19 protein-coding genes and 1 pseudogene are annotated in these 22,756 nt (G+C 70.8%); 12 read left to right on the top strand and 8 right to left on the bottom strand.

The annotated features are described in order from the left end of the window. The first annotated feature begins 205 nt into the window (after window positions 1-205). From SGFS_RS13035 to SGFS_RS13025, 3 genes are all read left to right on the top strand, one after another. On the top strand, window positions 206-2,167 hold the full coding sequence (locus SGFS_RS13035; RefSeq protein WP_286250096.1) for a Xaa-Pro dipeptidyl-peptidase: 1,962 nt from the start codon (window positions 206-208) through the stop codon (window positions 2,165-2,167). Further along, entirely contained in the window at window positions 2,164-3,438 is a 1,275-nt protein-coding gene (locus SGFS_RS13030; RefSeq protein ID WP_286250095.1) for a M14 family metallopeptidase, read from the top strand. The genes SGFS_RS13035 and SGFS_RS13030 overlap by 4 nt, the downstream gene beginning before the upstream one ends. An 84-nt stretch (window positions 3,439-3,522) precedes the next feature. Then, entirely contained in the window at window positions 3,523-5,247 is a 1,725-nt protein-coding gene (locus tag SGFS_RS13025; RefSeq protein WP_286250094.1) for a BCCT family transporter, read from the top strand. Between the two features lie 55 nt (window positions 5,248-5,302). Here the strand turns inward: SGFS_RS13025 and SGFS_RS13020 are convergent. Beyond that, window positions 5,303-5,623: pseudogene (locus SGFS_RS13020) on the bottom strand (FAD-dependent oxidoreductase); the annotation flags it as partial. 90 nt (window positions 5,624-5,713) lie between these two features. On the opposite strand from SGFS_RS13020, the gene SGFS_RS13015 reads away from it, so the two are divergent. Together SGFS_RS13015 and SGFS_RS13010 are read left to right on the top strand one after the other, a co-directional pair. Then, complete coding sequence (locus SGFS_RS13015; RefSeq protein ID WP_286250092.1) at window positions 5,714-6,742, top strand: oxidoreductase; 1,029 nt, start codon at window positions 5,714-5,716, stop codon at window positions 6,740-6,742. Window positions 6,743-6,829: 87 nt separating this feature from the next. Next, window positions 6,830-8,470, top strand: a complete 1,641-nt coding sequence (locus SGFS_RS13010) for an ABC-F family ATP-binding cassette domain-containing protein (protein ID WP_286250090.1) — start codon at window positions 6,830-6,832, stop codon at window positions 8,468-8,470. A 212-nt stretch (window positions 8,471-8,682) separates the two neighbouring features. On the opposite strand, the gene SGFS_RS13005 is transcribed toward SGFS_RS13010, so the two are convergent. From SGFS_RS13005 to SGFS_RS12995, 3 genes are all read right to left on the bottom strand, one after another. After that, window positions 8,683-11,076, bottom strand: coding sequence for a Tex family protein (locus tag SGFS_RS13005; RefSeq protein ID WP_286250089.1), 2,394 nt, complete (start codon window positions 11,074-11,076; stop codon window positions 8,683-8,685). 104 nt (window positions 11,077-11,180) lie between these two features. After that, a complete protein-coding gene (locus SGFS_RS13000) occupies window positions 11,181-11,324 on the bottom strand; it encodes an LPFR motif small protein (RefSeq protein WP_286250088.1) in 144 nt (47 codons plus the stop codon). Between the two features lie 173 nt (window positions 11,325-11,497). After that, window positions 11,498-12,364, bottom strand: a complete 867-nt coding sequence (locus SGFS_RS12995) for an SCO6745 family protein (RefSeq protein WP_286250086.1) — start codon at window positions 12,362-12,364, stop codon at window positions 11,498-11,500. Between the two features lie 165 nt (window positions 12,365-12,529). Here SGFS_RS12995 and SGFS_RS12990 point away from each other — a divergent pair, with 165 nt between their 5' ends. Next, window positions 12,530-13,483: a GlxA family transcriptional regulator gene (locus tag SGFS_RS12990; RefSeq protein WP_286250084.1), complete on the top strand. Its 954-nt coding sequence runs from the start codon at window positions 12,530-12,532 to the stop codon at window positions 13,481-13,483. A gap of 56 nt (window positions 13,484-13,539) precedes the next feature. Continuing rightward, window positions 13,540-14,175, top strand: a complete 636-nt coding sequence (locus SGFS_RS12985; RefSeq protein WP_286250083.1) for a DJ-1/PfpI family protein — start codon at window positions 13,540-13,542, stop codon at window positions 14,173-14,175. 18 nt (window positions 14,176-14,193) lie between these two features. On the opposite strand, the gene SGFS_RS12980 is transcribed toward SGFS_RS12985, so the two are convergent. Next, complete coding sequence (locus SGFS_RS12980) at window positions 14,194-14,937, bottom strand: enoyl-CoA hydratase/isomerase family protein (RefSeq protein ID WP_286250081.1); 744 nt, start codon at window positions 14,935-14,937, stop codon at window positions 14,194-14,196. A 22-nt stretch (window positions 14,938-14,959) separates the two neighbouring features. Here SGFS_RS12980 and SGFS_RS12975 point away from each other — a divergent pair, with 22 nt between their 5' ends. Both SGFS_RS12975 and SGFS_RS12970 read left to right on the top strand, forming a co-directional pair. Beyond that, entirely contained in the window at window positions 14,960-15,130 is a 171-nt protein-coding gene (locus SGFS_RS12975) for a hypothetical protein (protein WP_286250080.1), read from the top strand. Between the two features lie 86 nt (window positions 15,131-15,216). After that, window positions 15,217-15,726 carry an ATP-binding protein gene (locus SGFS_RS12970; RefSeq protein ID WP_286259904.1) on the top strand — a complete coding sequence of 170 codons (510 nt, stop codon included), beginning with the start codon at window positions 15,217-15,219 and terminating at the stop codon, window positions 15,724-15,726. Window positions 15,727-15,730: 4 nt separating this feature from the next. On the opposite strand, the gene idi is transcribed toward SGFS_RS12970, so the two are convergent. The 3 genes from idi to galE all read right to left on the bottom strand — a co-directional run bounded on the left by idi (window position 15,731) and on the right by galE (window position 18,761). Continuing rightward, the gene (gene idi, locus SGFS_RS12965; protein WP_286250079.1) at window positions 15,731-16,324 is read right to left on the bottom strand and encodes an isopentenyl-diphosphate Delta-isomerase; all 594 of its coding nucleotides are present in this window, start codon (window positions 16,322-16,324) and stop codon (window positions 15,731-15,733) included. 346 nt (window positions 16,325-16,670) lie between these two features. Beyond that, window positions 16,671-17,609, bottom strand: coding sequence for a cation diffusion facilitator family transporter (locus SGFS_RS12960; protein WP_286250078.1), 939 nt, complete (start codon window positions 17,607-17,609; stop codon window positions 16,671-16,673). Window positions 17,610-17,789: 180 nt separating this feature from the next. Further along, a complete protein-coding gene (galE, locus tag SGFS_RS12955) occupies window positions 17,790-18,761 on the bottom strand; it encodes a UDP-glucose 4-epimerase GalE (protein WP_286250076.1) in 972 nt (323 codons plus the stop codon). 379 nt (window positions 18,762-19,140) lie between these two features. Between galE and SGFS_RS12950 the strand changes: the two genes are divergently transcribed. From SGFS_RS12950 to SGFS_RS12940, 3 genes are read left to right on the top strand one after another with little or no spacing between them, the layout of a single operon-like run. Beyond that, window positions 19,141-20,946 (top strand): DUF5941 domain-containing protein, encoded by a 1,806-nt coding sequence (locus SGFS_RS12950; protein ID WP_286259903.1) that lies wholly within the window; start codon window positions 19,141-19,143, stop codon window positions 20,944-20,946. After that, complete coding sequence (locus SGFS_RS12945) at window positions 20,943-21,695, top strand: phosphocholine cytidylyltransferase family protein (RefSeq protein ID WP_149823626.1); 753 nt, start codon at window positions 20,943-20,945, stop codon at window positions 21,693-21,695. The genes SGFS_RS12950 and SGFS_RS12945 overlap by 4 nt, the downstream gene beginning before the upstream one ends. Further along, complete coding sequence (locus tag SGFS_RS12940) at window positions 21,683-22,744, top strand: iron-containing alcohol dehydrogenase family protein (protein ID WP_286250074.1); 1,062 nt, start codon at window positions 21,683-21,685, stop codon at window positions 22,742-22,744. The genes SGFS_RS12945 and SGFS_RS12940 overlap by 13 nt, the downstream gene beginning before the upstream one ends. Window positions 22,745-22,756: the final 12 nt, after the last annotated feature.

The raw sequence follows: 22,756 nt of genomic DNA, 5'->3' as shown, positions 1-22,756 counted from the left end.
CGGACGGGTCCGCACGAGTCTGTTCGGAGCCTATTGAGTCCCTGTGATCCCAGACGTGTCCATGGCCGCCCCTGTCACACGATCGCCATTCGGCCGACATGGGCGACCCGCGCCGACGCTCCTTTCCGGACACACCGTGGCCGAACCCCCATCAGCCCCAATGGGCCCTCTGTTCCACGGGAGTTGACCGCAGTACCGTCCGCGCATGCCGATACCTGTGCGACGCACGCGCTTCACGATCTGGAGAACGCTCGCGACGGCGGCCGCGGCCGCCCTGATGGCCAGCCTCCTCGCCCCGGCGGTCGCCCACAGCGCCCCGCCCCGCGAGAGCCGGCCCGTCTACTCGTACGCCAACGCCATCCGCGAGGCCGTCTGGGTCGACACCGGACTCGACGGCGACAGCGACGGGAAGACCGACCGGGTCGCCGTGGACATCGTCCGCCCGCGTGAACCCGCTCAGCGGGGCCGCAAGATACCCGTGATCATGGACGCCAGCCCGTACTACTCCTGTTGTGGACGAGGCAACGAGAGCCAGCGCAAGACGTACGACGCGAACGGTGACGTCGTCCAGATGCCGCTCTTCTACGACAACTACTTCGTGCCCCGCGGCTACGCCTTCGTCGGCGTCGACCTGGCCGGAACCAACCGCTCCGACGGCTGTGTGGACGTCGGCGGCCGCTCCGACATCCAGTCCGCGAAGGCGGTGGTCGACTGGCTCAACGGCCGGGCCAAGGCCTACACCACCCGCACCGGCGGCAAGAAGGCCAGGGCGACCTGGACCAACGGCAGGACCGGCATGATCGGCAAGAGCTACGACGGCACCGTCGCCAACGGCGTGGCCGCCACCGGGGTCAAGGGCCTGAAGACCATCGTCCCGATCGGCGCCATCTCCTCCTGGTACGACTACTACTTCGCCCAGGGCGCCCCCCTCTACGACTCCGGTCCCGAATGGCTGTCCGACTACGTCGAGAGCCCCGACGCCCGCGCCAAGTGCGCCGCCGTCCAGCAGAAGCTCGTCGACGGCGCCCCGCGCACCGGCGACTGGACCCCGCTGTGGACCGAGCGCGACTACGTCAAGGACGTCAGGAAGATCAAGGCCAGCGTCTTCGTCGTGCACGGCCAACAGGACCTCAACGTCCGCCCCAAGCACTTCGGCCAGTGGTGGGACGCCCTCGCGAAGCACGGCGTCGAGCGCAAGATCTGGCTCTCCCAGACCGGCCACGTCGACCCCTTCGACTTCCGCCGCGCCGCCTGGGTCGACACCCTGCACCGCTGGTTCGACCACGAACTCCTCGGCTACGACAACGGCATCGACGACGAGCCCATGGGCGCGATCGAACGCCACCCCGACCAGTGGGAGACCTCCAAGGTCTGGCCGCCGCGCGCCACGAAGACCACGACGCTGCGCCCGGCCAAGGGCACCGAGGCCGGCGTCGGCACCCTCGGCCTGCGCAAGCGGACCGGCACCGAGACCTTCACCGACAACCCGGCCCTGAGCGAGACCGACTGGGCCGCGTACGTCGACAAGTCCACCCCCGACAAGGCGGGCTTCGTCACCGCGCCGCTGACCAAGGACCTGCGCCTGTCCGGCTCCTCCCAGGTGACGGTCACCGCCACGCCCACCACCTCCACCGCCCATCTCTCGGCGGTCCTCGTGGACCTCGGCCCGGACACCATCCGCGACTACGCCGCGGCCGGCGAGGGCATCTCGACCCTCACCGAGCGCACCTGCTGGGGCCCGAGCACCACCGGCGACAGCTCCTGCTTCCGGAAGACCGAGGCCAAGACCGCCGACGTCGACTACACGATCTTCAGCCGCGGCTGGGCCGACCTCGGCAACCACTCCTCGGCCACGGGAGCCCCGCTCACCCCCGGAAAGCCGTACCGGATCACGCTGGACCTGCACGCCAGTGACCATGTGATCCCGGCCGGCCACCGCCTCGCCCTGATCGTCGCGGGCACCGACAAGGACCTCATCGACCCGCCCTCGACGACCCCGACCCTGACCATCGACCTCAAGGGCACCTCCGCGCACGTCCCGCTGGTCGGCGGTGCCGCCGCGTTCGCGAAGGCCACCTCGGGCGCCGGGCCCGCGCCGAGCCCGTCCGTCCTCGACGGCGTACGCGAACCGCGCTCCGCCCAGCGCGTGCCGGGGGCCGGGGAATGAGAGGCAGGGGCGCGACACTGATCGCCGCCGCCCTCGCCGCGCCCCTGCTGGCGGCCCCGGCGCACGCCACGGACGCCACCACTGCGCCCCGCACGGGCTTCGAGCAGTCGGCAGGCGCGCGCTGGACCAGCCAGAGCGAGGAGCAGGACTTCCTCGCGGCCGTCGACCGGGGGAGCGAGCGCGTGTCGCTCACCCGGATCGGCACCACGAAGCAGGACCGCCCGCTCCAGCTCGTACGCATCGGCACCCGCCCCACCAGCCGCATGGTCCTGCTCATCTGCAGTCAGCACGGCGACGAACCCTCCGGCCGCGAGGCCTGCCTCACGACGATCCGCGACCTCGCCCAGCCCAAGGACGGACGCACCGAGCGGCTGTTGAAGAACACCACCGTCCTCGTCGTGCCCACCGCCAACCCCGACGGCCGGGCCGCCGACACCCGGGGCAACAGCGACGGTGTCGACATCAATCGCGACCATCTGGCCCTGAAGACAGCCGAGGCACGGGCGATGGCGGCCGTCATCCGCGACCGCGACCCCGACATCGTCTATGACCTGCACGAATACGGCGCCACACCCCCCTACTACGACAAGGACCTGTTCGACCTCTGGCCACGCAACCTCAACACCGACCCGGCCGTGCACAAGGAGGCGCAGTCCCTCTCGCAGGACTACGTACGGCCCGCCGCCCGGGCCGAGAAGTACTCGACCGGCACGTACGGCATCTGGACCGACCCCGTCACCGGCGATCCGATCCGCCAGGTCGCGGGCGACGGCCAGGAGCGCATCCTGCGGAACATGTCGGGCGTCAAACACGCGGTCGGCGTACTCATCGAGAGCCGTGTGGAACCTATCGCCGAGGGCACCGGGGAGCCGGAGAACAACCGGCGTCGGGTGAGCTCGCAACTGGCCGCGCTCAAGGGCCTGTTCGGCTTCGCCGGGGAGCGGGGCCGCCAGGTCGACGCGGCCACCGGCGCGGCCCGGCTCGCCGGGTGGCGCGACACCGGCCCGGTCTACGTCGGCGGCGCCGACAACGACCCGGCCGAACCCGCCGAGGTGCTCCAGGACCCGCCCTGCGGCTACCGGCTCACCTCCGAGCAGTACGCGGAGTACGCGGACGAACTGGCCCTGCACGGGGTCCGCACGCGGCCCGACGCGGACACCGGCGGCGCCGTCGTACCACTGCGTCAGTCGCTGCGGGCGCTCGTCCCGTTGCTCCTCGACGAGCGTGCGCCATATCACGTCACGGTGGGAGAACCCCACACGACCTGCTGAAAAAGATCACATGGGTGTCACATGCGGTACGGCTCAGTGGGCAGGCGTAGCTGGTCATCAGCTCATCGCGGAAAGGTTCCACCTGTGACACACGATCAACGCTCCGCCCACCACGGGGGAGGTGCGCTTCCGGGTTCGGAAGCGGACCTCCCCGGCGGCGGGCGGCCCCGTACGGACCGCGTGGTGTTCGGTGTGACGGCGGGCCTCACCCTGGCCTTCGTCGTCTGGGGCGCCGCCGCCACCGACTCGCTCGAGGACGTCTCCGGGACGCTGTTGAGCGGGCTGATCCACAACGGCGGCTGGGCCTTCATGCTCGCCGCCTCCTGTTTCGTGGTCTTCGCCCTCTGGCTCGCCGTCAGCCGCTACGGCCGCATCCACCTCGGCGCGGAGGGCGAGAAGCCCGAGTTCCGCACGGTGTCCTGGGTCGCCATGATGTTCAGCGCCGGCATGGGCATCGGACTGATGTTCTACGGCGTGAGCGAGCCCCTCGCGCACTACACCTCGCCCCCGCCGGGCACCGCCCCGAACGGCTCCGGCGAGCGCATGGAGACGGCGATGGCGACGACCCTCTTCCACTGGACGCTGCACCCGTGGGCGATCTACGCGGTGGTCGGCCTAGCCATCGCCTACAGCACCTTCCGCAAGGGCCGCCGCCAGACCATCAGCGCCGTCTTCACCCCGCTGATGGGCGAGAAGCACGCGAACGGCGCCGCCGGCCGGGTCATCGACATCCTCGCCATCGTCGCGACGATCTTCGGCTCCGCCGCCTCGCTGGGCCTCGGCGCCCTGCAGATCGGCTCCGGAATGCGGGAGCTGAACTGGATGGACAAGGTGAGCACGGGTCTGCTCGTCTCCATCATCGCCGTCCTGACCCTGGCGTTCGTCGCCTCCGCCGTGTCCGGCGTGGAGAAGGGCATCCAGTGGCTGTCCAACACGAACATGGTGCTGGCACTGGTGCTGGCCGTGTTCGTCTTCGTCGCCGGCCCGACGATCCTGGTGCTCGACCTCCTCCCCACCTCGGTCTTCTCCTACCTCGGCGACCTGCCCCGGCTCGCGGGCCGCACCGAGGCCTCCGGCGGCGCGGGCGTCGCCGACTGGCTGGGCAGCTGGACGGTCTTCTACTGGGCGTGGTGGATCTCCTGGACGCCGTTCGTCGGCATGTTCATCGCCCGCATCAGCCGCGGCCGTACGATCCGCCAGTTCGTCGGCGGGGTGATCCTCGTCCCCAGCACGGTCAGCCTGGTCTGGTTCGCCGTCTTCGGCGGTACGGCGATGAAACTCCAGGCCGGCGAGCGCCTGGGCGACGCGTCGACACCGGAGGGACAGCTCTTCGCCGTACTGGACCAGTTCCCCGTCGCCACCGTGAGCAGCCTGCTCGTGATGATCCTCGTCGGCATCTTCTTCGTCTCCGGCGCCGACGCGGCCTCCATCGTCATGGGCACGCTGTCGCAGCGGGGCGCTCTGGAACCCGGCCGGTTCGTGGTCGTCTTCTGGGGCGTGGTGACGGGCGCCGTCGCCGCGATCATGCTGCTGGTCGGCAGCGGCCAGGGCGACGCCCTCACGGGCCTGCAGAATCTCACGATCCTGGCAGCCGCGCCCTTCGTCCTCGTGATGATCGGCATGTGCGTCGCCCTCATGCGTGACCTGCGCCGGGACCCGGTGATGGTGCGAGAGGACATGGCCTCCGAGGCGGTCGAACTCGCCGTCATCGAGGGCCACCGGCGCTATGACGGCGAGTTCGAGATCAGGGTGGGGCCGGGGCAGGGGACAGAGGTGGAAGGGGACCCGGTGGGTCACGGCGCCCCGTAAGGGGCGCGGGGCGATCGTCGGAAGCCGGGCGCACAGGCCCCCCCGCCGCGTACTACCCGGCCGTCGACGCCCGCGGCTCCGGCACGCGGGCGGCCCCTGCGCCCCTGTCGTCCAGTGCCGTGTCGCGGTGTACGCCCTCGACCATGCGTACGCCCGTCTCGTAGGGCCGGGCCGCCAACTCCTCGTACACGGTCAGCGATTCGTGCGCCCATTCGCCCACGACCGCCTCCGGTTCGATCCGGTACGGCCAGCACAGCCCGCCCGCGACCGCCGACGTGGTCCGCTCGACCGGCTCCCGCGCCCACACCCGGCTGCCGCTCTCCGTGAGTACGACGGCGGTCGTCAGCCCGACGACCCCGCCTCCGACCACGATCACGTCACCGGTCAAGTCAATGGCCGTCCAGGGACGTTGGCGGAATATGTCATGCCGTGCTCATAGAGGTCCCGATGTGGGGATACTCACACCATGTCTGCCGAATACGCTACCTTCGGCCTGGCACCGGCGATGCGTGCCGGTGGCGTCCTCGCCAACGGTGACTACCAAGTGCACCGGGATTTCGTGGACTTCATCGTCGACGGACGCCCGCTGCTGTTCCAGCTCTCCGACCTCGACGCCGTCTCCCCTCTCGCCTCCGACGTCCCGCCCGCGATCTTCACCGCCCAGGTGCGCAGCCTTCTGCTGGAGGCCGACGCTCCGCTGGCGGGCGGCCGGTACGTCATCTACGGCTGCCCCGAATGCGCGGACCTCGCCTGCGGAGCAGTCACCGCTGTCATAGAGCGCGACGGCGACGACTTCGTGTGGCGCGACTTCGCCTGGCAGACGGAGGAGGTGGCCGACCTCAAACTCAACGGCTACACCGGCATCGGCCCGTTCCGGTTCCGCGGCACCGAGTACCGCAGCGCCCTGCATTCCCTGCTGCGCGAGGACCCCGACGAATCCTCGGCCCGCCGCCGTGTCCTGCTCATCGGCGCCCGGGTCGCCGTCCTCGCCAAGCTGGCCGCCGCCCTGCGCACCATCGGCATCGGCGCCGACATCACGCACGACGCCACCGACGTACCCCCCGAGGAACTGCGCGTCTACGGGGCGGTCGCCTTCGGCCGGGCTGTCGGCGAGGCGGACCGCGAAGCCGTACGGCGGACGTTCGAGCGCGCCGGGGTGCAGGTCGCCTACGTCGAGGGACTCGCCCCGATCATCCCGCTCCTCGTCGCCCAGATCGAACACGCCCTCGACCGCAGCCCGTCCGAACAGCGCCGCCTGACCCGGCTGATCGCCGCCGACGGCGAGGCGGGCATCGAGATCACCTCCACCTGCCGGGTCCAGCTGACCGCGTATCGGACGGACCGCCTCTACCGGACCCACATCCACAAGGTCTTCGACGGAATCCTCCCGGCGGGCCAACACCGGATCGGCCTGGACACCAAGGCCGTGAAAGGCGAGTCGTTCATCGTGGCGCGGACGTCGGGGACGGTGTTGGTGCAGCCGATGGCAAGATGAGGGAATCGATCGAAATGGCCCTTTATGTGCCTTTATGACTGCTCTCGGCTGGGAGGAATGGCCGGCCGGTCATTAGGATCGCCCCTTGTGACAGCCACCCTCGTCGTCAAGAACCTCGCCGCCGGCCACGGCGACCGCTCGCTCTTCTCCGGGCTCGACCTCGTCGTCGCGCCCGGAGACGTGATCGGGCTGGTCGGCGCCAACGGCGCGGGCAAGTCCACCCTGCTACGGCTGCTCGCCGGGCTGCTCCCACCGGAACAGGGCGAGCTCCGCCTCTCCCCGCCCACGGCCAACGTCGGTCATCTGCCGCAGGAGCCGGAGCGCCGGGAGGGCGAGACGGTACGGGAGTTCCTCGCCCGCCGCACGGGGGTGGCCGAGGCCCAGCGTGTGATGGACGAGGCCACGCAGGCCCTGGTCGACGGGGCGCCGGGCGCGGACGACGCGTATGCGACCAGCCTGGAGCGCTGGCTCGCCCTCGGCGGCGCCGACCTCGATGAACGGGCCGAGGAGGTCGCCGACTCCCTGGGCCTCGGTGTGGACCTGGACCAGCTGATGACGGGCCTCTCCGGCGGCCAGGCGGCCCGTGCGGGCCTCGCCTCCCTCCTTCTCTCCCGCTACGACGTCTTCCTCCTCGACGAGCCCACCAACGACCTGGACCTCGACGGCCTTGAGCGCCTCGAACGCTTCGTCGGCCGCCTGCGCGGCGGCACGGTCGTGGTGAGCCATGACCGGGAGTTCCTGACCCGCACGGTCACCAAGGTCCTCGAACTGGACCTCGCCCAGAACCAGATCAATCTCTACGGCGGCGGGTACGAGGCCTACCTGGAGGAGCGGGCCACCGCGCGCCGGCATGCCCGCGACGGCTACGAGGAGTACGCCGACAAGCGTGCCGCCCTGCAGGACCGGGCCCAGACGCAGCGCTCCTGGATGGACAAGGGCGTCAAGAACGCGCGGCGCAAGGCGGGCAACGACAACGACAAGATCGGCCGCAAGTTCCGCAGCGAGGCGAGCGAGAAGCAGGCGGCGAAGGCGCGGCAGACGCAGCGCATGATCGAACGGCTGGAGGTCGTCGAGGAGCCGCGCAAGGAGTGGGAACTGCAGATGGAGATCGCGGCCGCTCCCCGCTCGGGTGCGGTGGTCGCGACGCTGCGGGACGCGGAGGTACGGCGGGGCGACTTCGTGTTCGGCCCGGTGTCACTGCAGATCGACTGGGCGGACCGGGTGGCGGTGACGGGTGCGAACGGGTCCGGCAAGTCGACGCTGCTCGGTGCCCTGCTGGGCCGGATCCCCCTGGACGCGGGCCATGCCTCGCTCGGCTCGGGTGTTCTGGTCGGCGAGGTCGACCAGGCCCGGAAGCTGTTTCACGGCTCGGAGTCGCTGCTCGACGCCTTCCGCGCGGCGGTCCCCGACACCGAACCGGCCGAGGTCCGCACGCTCCTCGCCAAGTTCGGCCTCAAGTCCGACCACGTCCTGCGCGAGGCGGTGACCCTGTCCCCCGGCGAACGTACCCGCGCGGCCCTGGCGCTGCTCCAGGGCCGAGGCGTCAACCTCCTGGTCCTGGATGAGCCGACGAACCACCTGGACCTGCCGGCGATCGAGCAGCTGGAGTCCGCCCTGGACGCGTACGAGGGCACGCTGCTGCTGGTCACCCACGATCGCCGCATGCTGGACGCGGTACACGTGACCCGCCGCGTGGAGGTGTCGTCCGGCAAGCTGACCGAACACTGATCACCCCACCCGCGGGCCGAAAAGACCAGGGCGCAGCCCGGTCCTCCCAGGGGCGCGGGGAACTGCGCGAGCAACCACGACGACCCCGCACACGCCAACGAACCCAGACCCCCCGAGCTCTCGGGCGCAGCAAGCGGAGCGGAAGGGGCGGCAGCCCCTGGGGGATGGGACGGGTAGGGGCGGCGGGGGCGAAAACCCCCGCCGCACACACCTCACCGCCGCTTGGGATCCACCAACCCCGCCCGCCGCAACGCATCAGCCATCGCACTGTTTCCCGGCGCCGGCGCCGAAGTCTGCCGAGCCCCACCGCCCCCACCACGCCCCTGCCGGGACTGCTGCTGAGGCGCCCGCGAACCCCTCTGAGGCCGCGAGCCACCCCCCTGCTGTCCTTGCCCCTGAGCCTGAGGCGCCGCCTCGTCGTCCAGCCGCAGCGTCAGAGAGATCCGCTTCCGCGGAATATCGACATCCAGCACCTTCACCTTGACGATGTCCCCGGGCTTCACCACATCCCGCGGATCCTTCACGAACGTCTTGGACATCGCCGACACATGCACGAGCCCGTCCTGATGAACACCGACGTCCACGAACGCCCCGAACGCCGCCACATTCGTCACGACGCCCTCCAGCACCATCCCGGAGACGAGGTCGGAGATCTTCTCGACGCCGTCCTTGAAGGTCGCCGTCTTGAAGGCGGGCCGCGGGTCACGCCCGGGCTTCTCCAGCTCCTTCAGGATGTCCGTGACCGTCGGCAGACCGAACGTCTCGTCCACGAAGTCGTTCGCCCGCAGCGACCGCAGCACACCCGTGTTGCCGATCAGCGCCGCGACCTCACTGCCCGCCGACTTCACCATCCGCCGCACCACGGGATACGCCTCGGGATGCACGCTGGACGCGTCCAGCGGATCGCTCCCGCCCCGGATCCGCAGGAAGCCCGCGCACTGCTCGTACGCCTTCGGCCCGAGCCGCGCCACGTTCTTCAGCTGGGAACGCGAGCTGAACGGGCCGTTGGAGTCGCGGTGCGCCACGATGTTCTCGGCGAGCCCGGAGGAAATCCCGGAGACCCGGGCCAGCAGCGGCGCGGACGCCGTGTTCACGTCGACACCGACGCCGTTCACACAGTCCTCGACGACCGCGTCCAGCGACCGCGACAGCTTCACCTCTGACAGGTCGTGCTGGTACTGCCCGACTCCGATCGACTTCGGGTCGATCTTCACCAGCTCGGCCAGCGGGTCCTGAAGACGCCGCGCGATCGACACCGCGCCACGCAGCGAGACATCCATCCCGGGCAGCTCCTGCGAGGCGAACGCCGACGCCGAGTACACCGACGCGCCCGCCTCGGACACCATCACCTTGGTGAGATTCAACTCCGGGTGCTTCGTGATCAGTTCACCGGCGAGCTTGTCCGTCTCACGGGACGCCGTGCCGTTGCCGATCGCCACCAGTTCGACCGCGTGCTCCTTGGCCAGCCGCGCCAGCTTGGCGATGGCCTCGTCCCACTTGTTGGCCGGGACGTGCGGATAGATGACGTCCGTCGCCACCACCTTGCCGGTCGCGTCGACCACGGCCACCTTCACACCCGTACGGAAGCCGGGGTCGAGGCCGAGCGTCGCGCGCGTACCGGCGGGGGCGGCGAGCAGCAGGTCGCGCAGGTTCGCCGCGAACACATTGACCGCCTCGTCCTCGGCCGCCGTACGCAGGCGCAGCCGCAGGTCGATGCCGAGGTGCACCAGGATCCGGGTCCGCCAGGCCCAGCGGACCGTGTCCGTCAGCCACTTGTCGCCGGGACGACCGCGCTCGGCGATCTTGAAGCGACTCGCCACGATCCCCTCGTACGACGACGGACCGGGCTGCTCGGAGGGCTCCTCCGGCTCCAGCACGAGGTCGAGGACATCCTCCTTCTCACCGCGCAGCATCGCGAGGATGCGGTGCGAGGGCAGGTCGGTGAACGGCTCGGAGAAGTCGAAGTAGTCGGCGAACTTGGCGCCCGCCTCCTCCTTGCCGTCCCGCACCTTGGCGGCCAGCCGCCCGCGCACCCACATGCGCTCGCGCAGCTCACCGATCAGGTCGGCGTCCTCCGAGAACCGCTCGGTGAGAATCGCGCGGGCGCCGTCCAGCGCGGCCTGCGGGTCGGCGACGCCCTTCTCGGCGTCCACGAACGCTGCGGCGGCGGCCAGCGGCTCGACGGTCGGGTCGCCGAGCAGTCCCTCGGCGAGCGGCTCCAGCCCGGCCTCGCGGGCGATCTGCGCCTTCGTCCGACGCTTCGGCTTGAACGGGAGGTAGATGTCCTCCAGCCGCGCCTTGGTCTCGGCACCGCGGATCTGCGCCTCGACCTCCGGCGTCAGCTTGCCCTGCTCGCGCACCGAGTCGAGGATCGCCGCCCGGCGCTCCTCCAGCTCCCGCAGATAGCGCAGCCGCTCCTCGAGCGTGCGCAGCTGCGCGTCGTCGAGCATCTCGGTCGCTTCCTTGCGGTAGCGGGCGATGAAGGGCACGGTCGAACCGCCGTCGAGCAGCTCCACCGCGGCCTTCACCTGCCGCTCCCGTACGCCGAGCTCCTCGGCGATCCTGCCTTCGATGGACCCTACTTCGATGGACCCGGGTGTCGTCACGATCCCGTACCGCCTTCTCCACTGAGGTTGCGCGGCAATTGTGGCAGGTGACACCGACAACGGGGGCCCGGGGCGACAAGTGCGTCGTGGCGGCCGGGCCGTGGTCAGGCCCGGCGGGTCCGGCCGGAGCGGTGCGCCGAGTCCGAGGCGCCGCCGAAGAGCCGGGCCAGGGCCCGGAACGGCAGTGTCACCACTGTGGCGATGGCACCGCCGATCTGCCGCAGCACATCTGCGATCGCGCGGAACATGTTCTTCCCCTCTCGTCTCTCCAGCCCCATTCGCCTCTTGGGCTTCTTCCGTCTCAAAGACCTCTCCGTCTCGGAGACCCCTTTCATCTCCAAGACCTCTTCCGTCTCACGAACCGACGGGACCGGAAGCCGAACGAGTACCGCGATCGGCGCGTCTCATCCCCGCCGCCCGCTCACCCCTTGCCGATCAAGCCCTTCGGGAACGCCTCCGCTGCGAGCGCCGCTGCGGTGAACCCGGTCGCCAGTTCCGTGAGCCGGGCCACGCCCTCGGTACCGAGGTGTTCGTAGGGCGCCCGGTCGAGGTGATCCGTGCGGACCTCCATCTCCCGACGCAGGGCGACGCCCGCCTCGGTCAGCTCGCCCTCGCCGTCCAGCAGCCCGCGCTCCCGGAGCCGTACGACCCCGGCCTCCCAGTCGTCCTGGGTCCAGCCGCGCGTGGCCATGGCCCAGCGGGGGGACGTGCCCTTGCCGGTGGCGGCGTGGCTGACCAGGGCCTCCACCGGGTCGAGCCCGGCGTCGAGCAGCACGGTCAGGTGGCCATCGCCCCGGTGCTCGCGCAGCAGGGTGGTGGCGTGCCAGAGCGCGAGGTGGGGCGCGTCGGGTATGGGCAGGTCGGCGTGGGCCGCGTACAGGGGGCGCGCGGTCCGTTCGCACGCCTCGCTCGCGCGCAGCGCCAGCTCCGCCGCCTCGGCCATCTCGTCGGACGCGACGGCCTCCTCGCCGAGCAGCCGCCGCAGCGTGGCGTCGGCCACGCGCGCGCGTGCCGCGAGGACGACCGCCGGGGAGGCCGTCTCCCACACGGCCGGCACGTGCTTGGCCACCAGCTCGTGCCGGAAGTTGAAGAAGGTCGCGGTCACCACGCCCGCGCCCACGGTCCCCATCGCTGCCGACCGCACCGCGAAGTACGCCGCGTCGGCGTCCTCGATCCCGACGGCGGCCAGCTCCCGCCCGAGGTCCGGTGAGAAGTAGTGCGCGGAGTGGAGCGGATTGAGGGCGTGGTAGCAGTGCCGACCGGCGCGCTCCGGGAGGGAGGAGTTCATGGCGACAGGTTACCGACTGGTTGTTTTGCTGGATGCGGAGACCATCGGCCCACCCTGACCTGCCGCGCTCATGCCAGGCCACCACCCCGTTCCACGCCCGCCGATGGCAGAAAAGGTGGGCAATTCGTCATTGCGGCCATCCCGCTCGCTCCCAAGAATCGAGGCATGCGAACCGTCCTTGTCGTCCTGTTCGACGGCGTGCAGAGCCTCGACGTCACCGGCCCGGTCGAGGTGTTCGCCGGTGCCGAGCTGTGCTCCCCGGGGTCCTACCGCGTCCGCACGGCCTCCCTGGACGGCGCCCCCGTACGCACCTCCAGCGGCCTCACCCTCGTCCCGGACCGCGCCCTCACCGACGTCCCCACCCCGCACACCCTGCTCGTCCCGGGCGGCCGGGGCACCCGGCAGCCCGCCCCGGAGCTCGTCGCCTGGCTGCGCGAGCACGGCCCGGACGCGGAACGCCTGGTCTCGGTCTGCACCGGCGCGATCCTCCTCGCACAGGCGGGTCTCCTGGACGGCCGCCGGGCGACCACCCACTGGGCGTACTGCGCCACACTCGCCCGGGACCACCCGGCCGTCGAGGTCGACCCGAACCCCATCTACGTCCGCGACGGACACATCGCGACCTCCGCCGGAGTCACCTCCGGCATCGATCTCGTCCTCGCCCTCGTCGAGGAGGACCTCGGCCGTGAGGTCGCCCTCTCCATCGCCCGCCACCTGGTCGTCTTCCTGCGCCGCCCGGGAAACCAGGCCCAGTTCAGCGCCCAGCTCGCCGTCCAGACCGCCCGGCGGGAACCGCTGCGCGAGGTCCAGCAGTGGATCACCGAGCACCCGGGCGACGACCTGAGCGTGGATACGCTGGCCGCCCGCGCCAGTCTCTCGCCCCGCCACTTCGCCCGCGCCTTCCAGGCCGAGACGGGCATCCCCCCGGGCCGCTACGTCGACCGGGTCCGCCTCGAACACGCCCGCCGCCTGCTGGAGGACACCCCGGACGGCGTCGAGGAGATCTCCCGCGCCTGCGGCTACGGCACCTCGGAGGCCATGCGCCGCGCCTTCGTGAAGACCCTCGGCACGGCACCGGCCGAGTACCGCCGCCGCTTCCGGCCCGCGCCCACTCCCTGAGACCACCCGCACGTACCCCGTGCAGCACCTCACCGGAAAGAACGGAAAGAGCCGTCATGCAGATCGCCATCGTCCTCTTCGACCGCTTCACCGGCCTGGACGCCGTCGGCCCTTACGAGACCCTCGGCCGTCTGCCCGACGCGGAGACCGTCTTTGTCGCCGAGCGGACCGGCCCGGTGCGCAGCGACACCGGGAACCTCGCCATCACCGCCGACAAGAGCCTCGCCGAGGTGCCGCGCCCCGATGTCGTGGTCGTGCCCGGCGGCCCCGGCCAGACCGCGCAGATGGAGAACGCGACGCTGCTCGACTGGCTGCGCACCACCGACACCACCAGCGCCTGGACGACCTCCGTGTGCACCGGCTCCCTGCTCCTGGGCGCCGCCGGACTCCTGGACGGCCGCCGCGCGACCTCCCATTGGCTGGCCCTGGACGTCCTGAAGCGGTTCGGCGCCGAACCGACGGGGGAGCGGGTGGTCTTCGACGGCAAGTACGTCACCGCGGCCGGCGTCTCCTCCGGCATCGACATGGGTCTCACCCTGCTCGGCCGGATCGCGGGCGACGGCCACGCCCAGGCCGTACAACTGCTGACCGAGTACGACCCGCAGCCGCCCTACGACGCGGGCGCGCCGCACAAGGCACCCGCGCACCTCGTCGAGGAGTTCCGGGCCAAGAGCCGGTTCCTCCTGGCGTAGCCGTATCCGGGCGAGAGGTCACCCGTTCCAGGTGAACCGGGGCTCCCTCCGCTCCAGGAACGCCGCGACCCCCTCCGCCGTGTCGCCGCCGGCCCGCGCCTGCTCGGCCCAGTAGGCGTCCCGGTCAGTACGGCCGTTCGCGAACTCCTTGGCCGCCGCCTGGGTCAGCCGCGAGCGCGAGACCAGGATCCGGGTGAACTCCGCGACCCGCTTGCCGAGTTCGCCCGGGGGCAGCACCTCGTCCACCAGTCCCGTCCGCAGCGCCCGCTCCGCGTCGATCAACTCGCCGGAGAACAGCAGGTACTTGGCGGTGCCGGGCCCCGCGAGCGCCACCAGCCGACGGGTCGAGGAGGCCGGGTAGACGATCCCCAGCTTCGCCGGGGTGACCCCGAACAGGGCGCCCTCCTCCGCGAACCGCAGATCGCACGCGGCCGCCAACTGCGAGCCGCCGCCCACGCAGTATCCGCGGATCGCCGCGAGCGTAGGCTTCGGGAAGGCCGCGAGCGCCTCCTCGGCGAGCACGGCCAGCCCCTGCGGCTCGTCCGGGGACTCCCGCAGCGACGAGATGTCGGCCCCCGCGCAGAACGTCCCGCCCTCCCCGGTCAGCACCAGCGCGCGTACGGCGGGGTCGGCGGCCAGCCGACCGAGCAGCGGCGGCAGGGCCCGCCACATGCCGGCCGTCATGGCGTTGCGCTTCACGGGGTGGTGGATGACGACGGTGGCGACCCCGTCGGCGACGGTGTGCAGCAGCTGAGGCTCCATGCACGGGATGCTAGGGGGCGTCTTGAAGATCCCGTACAGCACCCACGGCGTCCGGCACGCTGCCACGATCAAGAAGGTCGGCGTCAACGTGTACAACCCGAATAGTTCCAAACCGGGCGCCACCCGGGCAGAAACGGTCCTCCAGCTGGCTTTTGTGGGCGGTGCCGATCTGAAAGTCGCCGATACGCGCTGACTTGTGTTCAGTCATCCGGCGGGAGGTGCGGAGTTACCAACACTCGACGTGTGGTGACAATCGAGCGCAAGGGTGGCGACCGGACAATGGACGACCAAGGGCGCGGGGGCGACCCACGCCCTGGAGGCGGGGGACATGTACCCGATGACCCGAATCCGCCGGGACCACTGCCTTACGAAGGGGTCTGGCGGTTCACCGCTGCCGCCGTCGACGCCTCGGTGCCGCAGGCACGGCGCGCCGTCCGTGACCTGCTCGCCCGACAGGGCGTACCGGTCTCGGACGACCTCGTCCAAGGACTTCTGCTGATCGTCTCCGAGCTGGTGACGAACGCCGTCAAACACGCGGCCCTGCTGTCGCCCACGCTCGCCGTCGAGGTCGCCGTCGGGGCCGAGTGGGTGCGGGTCTCGGTGGAGGACAACCACCCCTACCGCCCGACCGCCCTGGAGACCGACCACGGCCGGCTCGGCGGCCGGGGGCTGCTCCTGGTCCGCGAGTTCACCAGGGAGGCCGGCGGGGTCTGCGACGTGGAGCACACGGCGAGCGGCGGCAAGGTGATCTGGGCCGCCCTGCCCCTCAAACCCCCGTACCTGCTCTAGAGGTTCACCAGCCCGCGGTCGGCCCCGTCAGCTCGCGGATCGCCGGGCGGGCCGTGTCCAGCACGGTCATGAACCAGGCCGAGAACGTGTCCTTCGCGTGCCGCTCCGCCAGCTCGGCCGGGGTCACATACGCCGTGGCCCCGACCTCCTCCGGGTCGGGCCCGAGCGGGGAGCGCACCAGCCCGACGAACAGATGGTTGAACTCCTGCTCCACCAGCCCCGAGGCCGGGTCCGGGTGGTTGTAGCGGACCGTGCCCGCCTCGCCGAGCAGCGCCGGGGAGACCCCCAGCTCCTCATACGTCCGCCGGGCCGCCGCCGCGAAGGGCGCCTCGCCCGGGTAGGGGTGGCCACAGCAGGTGTTCGACCAGACACCGGGGGAGTGGTACTTGCCGAGCGCGCGCTGTTGGATCAGCAGTCGGCCGCGCTCGTCGAAGAGGAACACGGAGAACGCCCGGTGCAGTTGGCCGGGCGGCTGGTGGGCGGACAGCTTCTCCGCCGTGCCGATCGTGGTGCCGTCCTCGTCGACCAGTTCCAGCAGGATCGCTTCCGTGATGCCGTTCGGTGAACTGTGCATCGCGGTGGCAGGTGTGATCGGCATGCCCATCCTTCGCTTCGTTCTTCGAGTCCCAAGTCTGCCGCACGAATCCGGCACTCCTGGCACTTCGAGCCAACCCGCAAGTCCTACCCCGGGGCCGCGTGGCGGGACACCCACCGCTTGCGCGCCGTACGCCGAAAGAGGCCGAATACCTGCTTGTGCCGGGTGCCATGTACCCCGAATCGTCCGGGATCATGACCGTCGTCGGGGCGTCCGGCGAAGCGAAACGCGGCTGGATGCCATACCCGGATGCGCGTACGAAGCCGAAGCGCGGGGAGGAGCCGGAGTGGCCCCGGGTGAGGACGGGCCACTCCTCACCCGGACGTGCCGCCGCCGGCCCCGAGCCCGCTCAGTGGCAGAGCTTCGCCTCGTGCTCGGCGTGGCCGCCGGGCTCCAGCTGGAAGGTGCAGTGCTCGACGTCGAAGTGGTCGCCGATGCAGCCCTGGAGTTCGTGCAGCATCTTCTCGTTGCCGATCGCGTCCAGCGTGTCGGAGCCCACCACGACATGGGCGGAGAGGACCGGCATGCCGGAGGTGATGGTCCAGGCATGCAGATCGTGGACGTCCTCCACACCCGGCAGCGCGAGGATGTGGGCCCGCACCTCGGCCATGTCGACGTTCTTGGGCGCCGCCTCCAGCAGGACGTCGAGGGTCTCGCGCAGCAACTTCACCGTACGCGGGACGATCATCACACCGATGATCAGTGAGGCGATCGGGTCGGCGGCCTGCCAGCCGGTGAGCAGGATGATCGTCGCGGAGATGATCACCGCCACCGAGCCGAGCGCGTCCGCGGCCACCTCCAGGAAGGCGCCCCGGACGTTCAGGCTCTCCTTCTGGCCGCGCATCAGCAGCGTCAGCGAGATCATGTTCGCGAACAGACCGACCACACCGAACACGACCGTGAGCCCGCCCTCGGTCCCGGCGGGTGTGATGAACCGCTGGATCGCCTCGTACAGCACGTAGCTGCCGACGCCGAGGAGTAGCACGCAGTTGGCGAGGGCGGCGAGTATCTCGGCGCGGGCGTATCCGAAGGTGCGGTTGCCGCTCGGCGGGCGGTTGGCGAAGTGGATGGCGAGCAGCGCCATGCACAGGCCCACGGCGTCCGTCGCCATGTGCGCCGCGTCCGCGATGAGCGCGAGCGAATCGGAGAGGAGACCGCCGACGATCTCGACCACCATGACAGTGAGCGTGATCGACAGCGCCACCCGCAGCCTCCCGCGGTACGCGGCCGCAGCCGTACCGCTCGTCGGCGCTCCGTGCGCGTGTCCGTGATCGTGCCCAGCCCCCATGGAATCCGCCCTTCCGCGCCAGTCGGTGTCAGTCCGTGAATCACTCCGGGATCACAGTGAACTACGGGTGGGGGGTATACGGCAACGCGGCAGTGAACACCGTTGTCATGTGCTCTGACCTGCGGAAACGATACGCAGGTCAGAGCGTCGCGGTGCCGGGGAACCAGGGTTCGGGTTCGCTCAGAGGCCGTGGTGCAGCCGCCAGCCCGCCCAGGCCGACTCGACCATCTCGCGCACTCCGCGCCGAGCCGTCCAGCCCAGCTCACGCTCGGCCAGCGCGGCCGAGGCGACCGCGCGCGGCGCGTCCCCGGGGCGGCGCGGCTCGACGAGCGCGGGCCGGCGGTCACCGGTCACCTCGCCGATCAGCGCGACGAGTTCACGCACCGAAACGCCCTCCCCGCGACCGATGTTCACGGTCAGATCCCCCGAGGTGCCCTCGGTCGTGAGCCGCTGGGCCGCCGCGAGGTGCGCGTCGGCGAGGTCGGCGACATGGATGTAGTCGCGGACGCAGGTGCCGTCCGGGGTCGGGTAGTCGTCGCCGAAGATCCGTGGGGGCTCGTCGCGGCTGAGGCGGTCGAAGACCATGGGGACGACGTTGAAGACACCGGTGTCCGCCAGCGCCGGTTCGGCCGCGCCGGCCACGTTGAAGTAGCGCAGGCAGACGGTCGCCATGCCGTGGGCCCGGCCGGCCGCCCGTACCAGCCACTCCCCGGCGAGCTTCGTCTCGCCGTACGGGCTCATCGGGGCGCACGGGGTGGTCTCGGTGATGAGGTCCACGTCCGGATTGCCGTACACGGCGGCCGACGAGGAGAAGAGGAACCGCTCGACGCCGGCCCCCGCGGCGGCCTCCAGAAGTGTGGCGAGCCCGCCCACATTCTCCTGGTAGTAGCGCGTCGGCTGCGCCACGGACTCGCCGACCTGCTTACGGGCCGCGAGGTGCACCACCCCGGTGACCGCGTGCTCCGCGAGGGTCCGCTTCAGCAACTCTCCGTCGAGGGCGGAGCCGCGCACCAGCGGGATGCTCTCCGGGAGGCGGCCGCGGACTCCGGAGGAGAGGTCGTCGAGGGCGACCACCTGCTCTCCGGCCGCGGTCATGACTCGTACAACGTGTGCGCCGATGTAGCCGGCGGCGCCTGTGATCAGCCAGGTCATGGGCAGCCATCCTAGCGTCGAAGGAGGGCTCATGGTGAGTGTTTCTGTTTATTGGTGTTTATAGATGTTGATTCAAGTGTGAATTTGTTGCACCTAGTTGACCGGGGCGCACGCATCCATCGAGAGGCGGCCATCGATCGCGATGCCACGTATAAACCGATATGCGAACCGGAGTTTGTGGCCCGACCCCGCAATCCCCGATGATGATCGCGGCGGAGCCCAGCAGGCCTACTTGATCAGGCCATGAACGGGCGGTGAATCCTCGTTTCCCTTCATCCGATAACCTCTGCCGACACGCCGCCGGGCCGACGCGGACCGGGGCGCCTCCACCACGCACATGCCCGGCGCCGCCGCGTCGGCACCCAGGGAGTGAGTTCGTCTGTCGACCGCCATCCTCACCGGGCAGCCGGTCCCCGGGTCGTCGCTGGAGAGCGATCTGCGGTCCCTGGGCTTCGACTTGCGGGTCGCCGTCGACGCCGGTGACGCCGAGGCACTCCTCGCCGACGTCCCCGCCGACCAGCGGGTCGCCCTCGTCGACGCCCGTTTCGTGGGCCACGTCCACGCGCTGCGCCTCGGCCTGACCGACCCCCGCTTCCCGGCCGCCGCCCTGCCCGGCGCCGTCACCGTCCAGCCCGCCGCCCGCCAGGCCCTCGGCCGCGCGGTGGCCGGCGAGTCCTCGGCCGCCCCCGGCGGGACGGCCGTCGCCGTGGACAGCCTCGCCGACCGCGTGGTCGCCGCCCTCGACACCGACGGCGTCACCCTCCACCGCCCCGAACTCGGCACCCTCGTCGCCGTTGTCCCCGCCGACCCGCAGGCCCGCAACGAAGCCCGTCAGGCCGTGGCCGCCGTCGACGACGAGGCCGTACGGCTGCGCACGGCGGTGAAGTCCCGCGACGGCTTCTTCACCACGCACTTCATCAGCCCGTACTCCCGCTACATCGCCCGCTGGTGCGCCCGCCGCGGTCTGACCCCGAACCAGGTCACCACGGCCTCGCTCCTCACCGCCCTGATCGCGGCGGGCTGCGCGGCCACCGGTACCCGCGGCGGCTTCGTCGCCGCCGGGCTGCTGCTCATCTTCTCCTTCGTCCTCGACTGCACCGACGGCCAGCTGGCCCGCTACTCGCTGCAGTACTCGACGCTCGGTGCCTGGCTCGACGCCACCTTCGACCGCGCCAAGGAGTACGCCTACTACGCGGGCCTCGCGCTCGGAGCCGCCCAGGGCGGCGACGATGTCTGGGCCCTCGCCCTCGCCGCGATGGTCCTCCAGACCTGCCGCCACGTCGTCGACTTCTCCTTCAACGAGGCGAACCACGACGCCGCCGCCAACACCAGCCCCACCGCCGCCCTCTCCGACAAGCTCGACAGCGTCGGCTGGACGGTCTGGGTGCGCCGGATGATCGTCCTCCCGATCGGCGAGCGCTGGGCGATGATCGCCGTCCTCACGGCGCTCACCACTCCCCGCATCACCTTCTACGCGCTGCTCATCGGCTGCGCCTTCGCCGCGACCTACACCACGGCCGGCCGGGTGCTGCGCTCCCTCACGCGCAAGGCGCAGCGCACCGACCGGGCCGCACGGGCGCTGGCGGACCTGGCCGACAGCGGGCCCCTGGCCGAGGTGCTCTCACGCATCGTGCCGAGCCGATACGCGGCCGTCGCGCGGCTCCTGGCCCTCGCCGGTGCCGTCGTCGTGGTACTCACGGCCTGGTTCGACGGGCCCGGCTGGTCGGTCGTCCTCGCCGCCACCGTCTATGTCCTGGTGTCCGCCGACGCCGTCGCGCGCCCCCTCAAGGGCCCCCTCGACTGGCTGATTCCCCCGCTGTTCCGCGCCGCCGAATACGGCACCGTACTGGTACTGGCGGCCAAAGCCGATGTGAACGGGGCGCTTCCCGCGGCATTCGGGCTGGTGGCGGCAGTCGCCTACCATCACTACGACACGGTGTACCGCATTCGCGGTGACGCCGGCGCGCCACCGAGGTGGCTGGTGCGGGCGATCGGCGGGCACGACGGCAGAACGCTGCTGGTCACTGTCCTGGCCGCGCTGCTCGCGCCCACAGAGTTCAAGGTCGCGCTCACGGCTCTCGCCGTGGCCGTGGCGCTCGTGGTGCTCGTCGAGAGCATCCGCTTCTGGGTGACCGCCCATAAAACCGGCGCACCCGCCGTACACGATGAAGGAGAACCCGCATGATCGGCCTCGTGCTGGCGGCCGGCGCCGGACGGCGTCTTCGCCCCTACACCGACACCCTTCCCAAGGCTCTGGTGCCGGTCGGCCCGGAGGGCAACGAGGACAGCCTCACCGTCCTGGACCTGACCCTCGGCAACTTCGCCGAGATCGGCCTGACCGAGGTCGCGATCATCGTCGGCTACCGCAAGGAGGCCGTGTACGAGCGCCGCGAGGCGCTGGAGGCCAAGTACGGCCTGAAGATCACCCTCATCGACAACGACAAGGCCGAGGAGTGGAACAACGCCTACTCCCTGTGGTGCGGTCGTGACGCCATCAAGCACTCGGTGATCCTCGCCAACGGCGACACCGTGCACCCGGTCTCCGTCGAGAAGACCCTGCTCGCCGCACGCGGCGGCGACAAGAAGATCATCCTCGCCCTCGACACGGTGAAGTCCCTCGCCGACGAGGAGATGAAGGTCGTCGTCGGCCCCGAGGGCGGCATGACGAAGATCACCAAGCTGATGGACCCGGCCGAGGCGACCGGTGAGTACATCGGCGTCACCCTGATCGAGGGCGAGGCCGCCGACGAGCTGGCCGACGCCCTGAAGACGGTCTTCGAGACGGACCCGCAGCAGTTCTACGAGCACGGCTACCAGGAGCTCGTGAACCGCGGCTTCCGGATCGACGTCGCGCCCATCGGTGACGTCAAGTGGGTCGAGATCGACAACCACGACGACCTCGCCAAGGGACGTGAGATCGCGTGCCAGTACTGACGAGGCTCATCCCGTCGCCGATCGTCGTCGACATCCGCCCGGGTGCCCTCGACGATCTGGCGACGGTCCTCGCGGACCAGCGGATCTCGTCCTCCGGCAAGCTGGCCGTCGCGATCAGCGACGGCTCCGGGGCCCGCCTGCGCGGCCGGCTCTCCCCGGCGCTGCCCGACGCCGACTGGTTCGAGGTCGGCGGCGGCACACTCGACGACGCGATCAAGCTCGCCGACGCCATGAAGCGCGGCCGCTACGACGCGGTCGTGGGCCTCGGCGGCGGCAAGATCATCGACTGTGCGAAGTTCGCCGCCGCCCGGGTCGGGCTGCCGCTGGTCGCCGTCGCGACGAACCTGTCGCACGACGGCCTGTGCTCGCCGGTCGCCACCCTCGACAACGACGCGGGCCGCGGCTCCTACGGTGTGCCGAACCCCATCGCGGTCGTCATCGACCTCGACGTCATCCGCGAGGCCCCCGTCCGCTTCGTCCGCTCCGGCATCGGCGACGCCCTGTCCAACATCTCCGCGGTCGCGGACTGGGAGCTGGCCAATCGCGAGACGGGCGAGTCCATCGACGGCCTCGCCGCCGCGATGGCCCGCCAGGCCGGCGAGGCCGTGCTCCGCCACCCCGGAGGCGTCGGCGACGACGGCTTCCTCCAGGTGCTCGCCGAGGGCCTCGTCCTCACCGGCATCGCCATGTCGGTCGCGGGCGACTCCCGCCCCGCCTCCGGCGCCTGCCACGAGATAAACCACGCCTTCGACCTGCTCTTCCCCAAGCGCGCCGCCAGCCACGGCGAGCAGTGCGGCCTGGGCGCGGCCTTCGCGATGCATCTGCGCGGGGCCAAGGAGGAGGCGGCGTTCATGGCCGAGGTGCTGCACCGCCACGGTCTGCCGGTCCTGCCGGGCGAGATCGGTTTCACCGCCGAGGAGTTCGTCCAGGTCGTGGAGTTCGCCCCGCAGACCAGGCCCGGCCGCTACACCATCCTCGAACACCTCGACCTCTCCACCGACCAGATCAGGGACGCATACGCCGACTATGCCAAAGCCATCGGTAGCTGAGCTCCGCCCGGT

The organism is Streptomyces graminofaciens (genome assembly GCF_030294945.1).
Taxonomy (GTDB): Bacteria; Actinomycetota; Actinomycetes; order Streptomycetales; family Streptomycetaceae; genus Streptomyces; species Streptomyces graminofaciens.
Note: the sequence above shows the minus strand (reverse complement) of the source record. Positions and strands in the feature narration are given on the sequence as shown.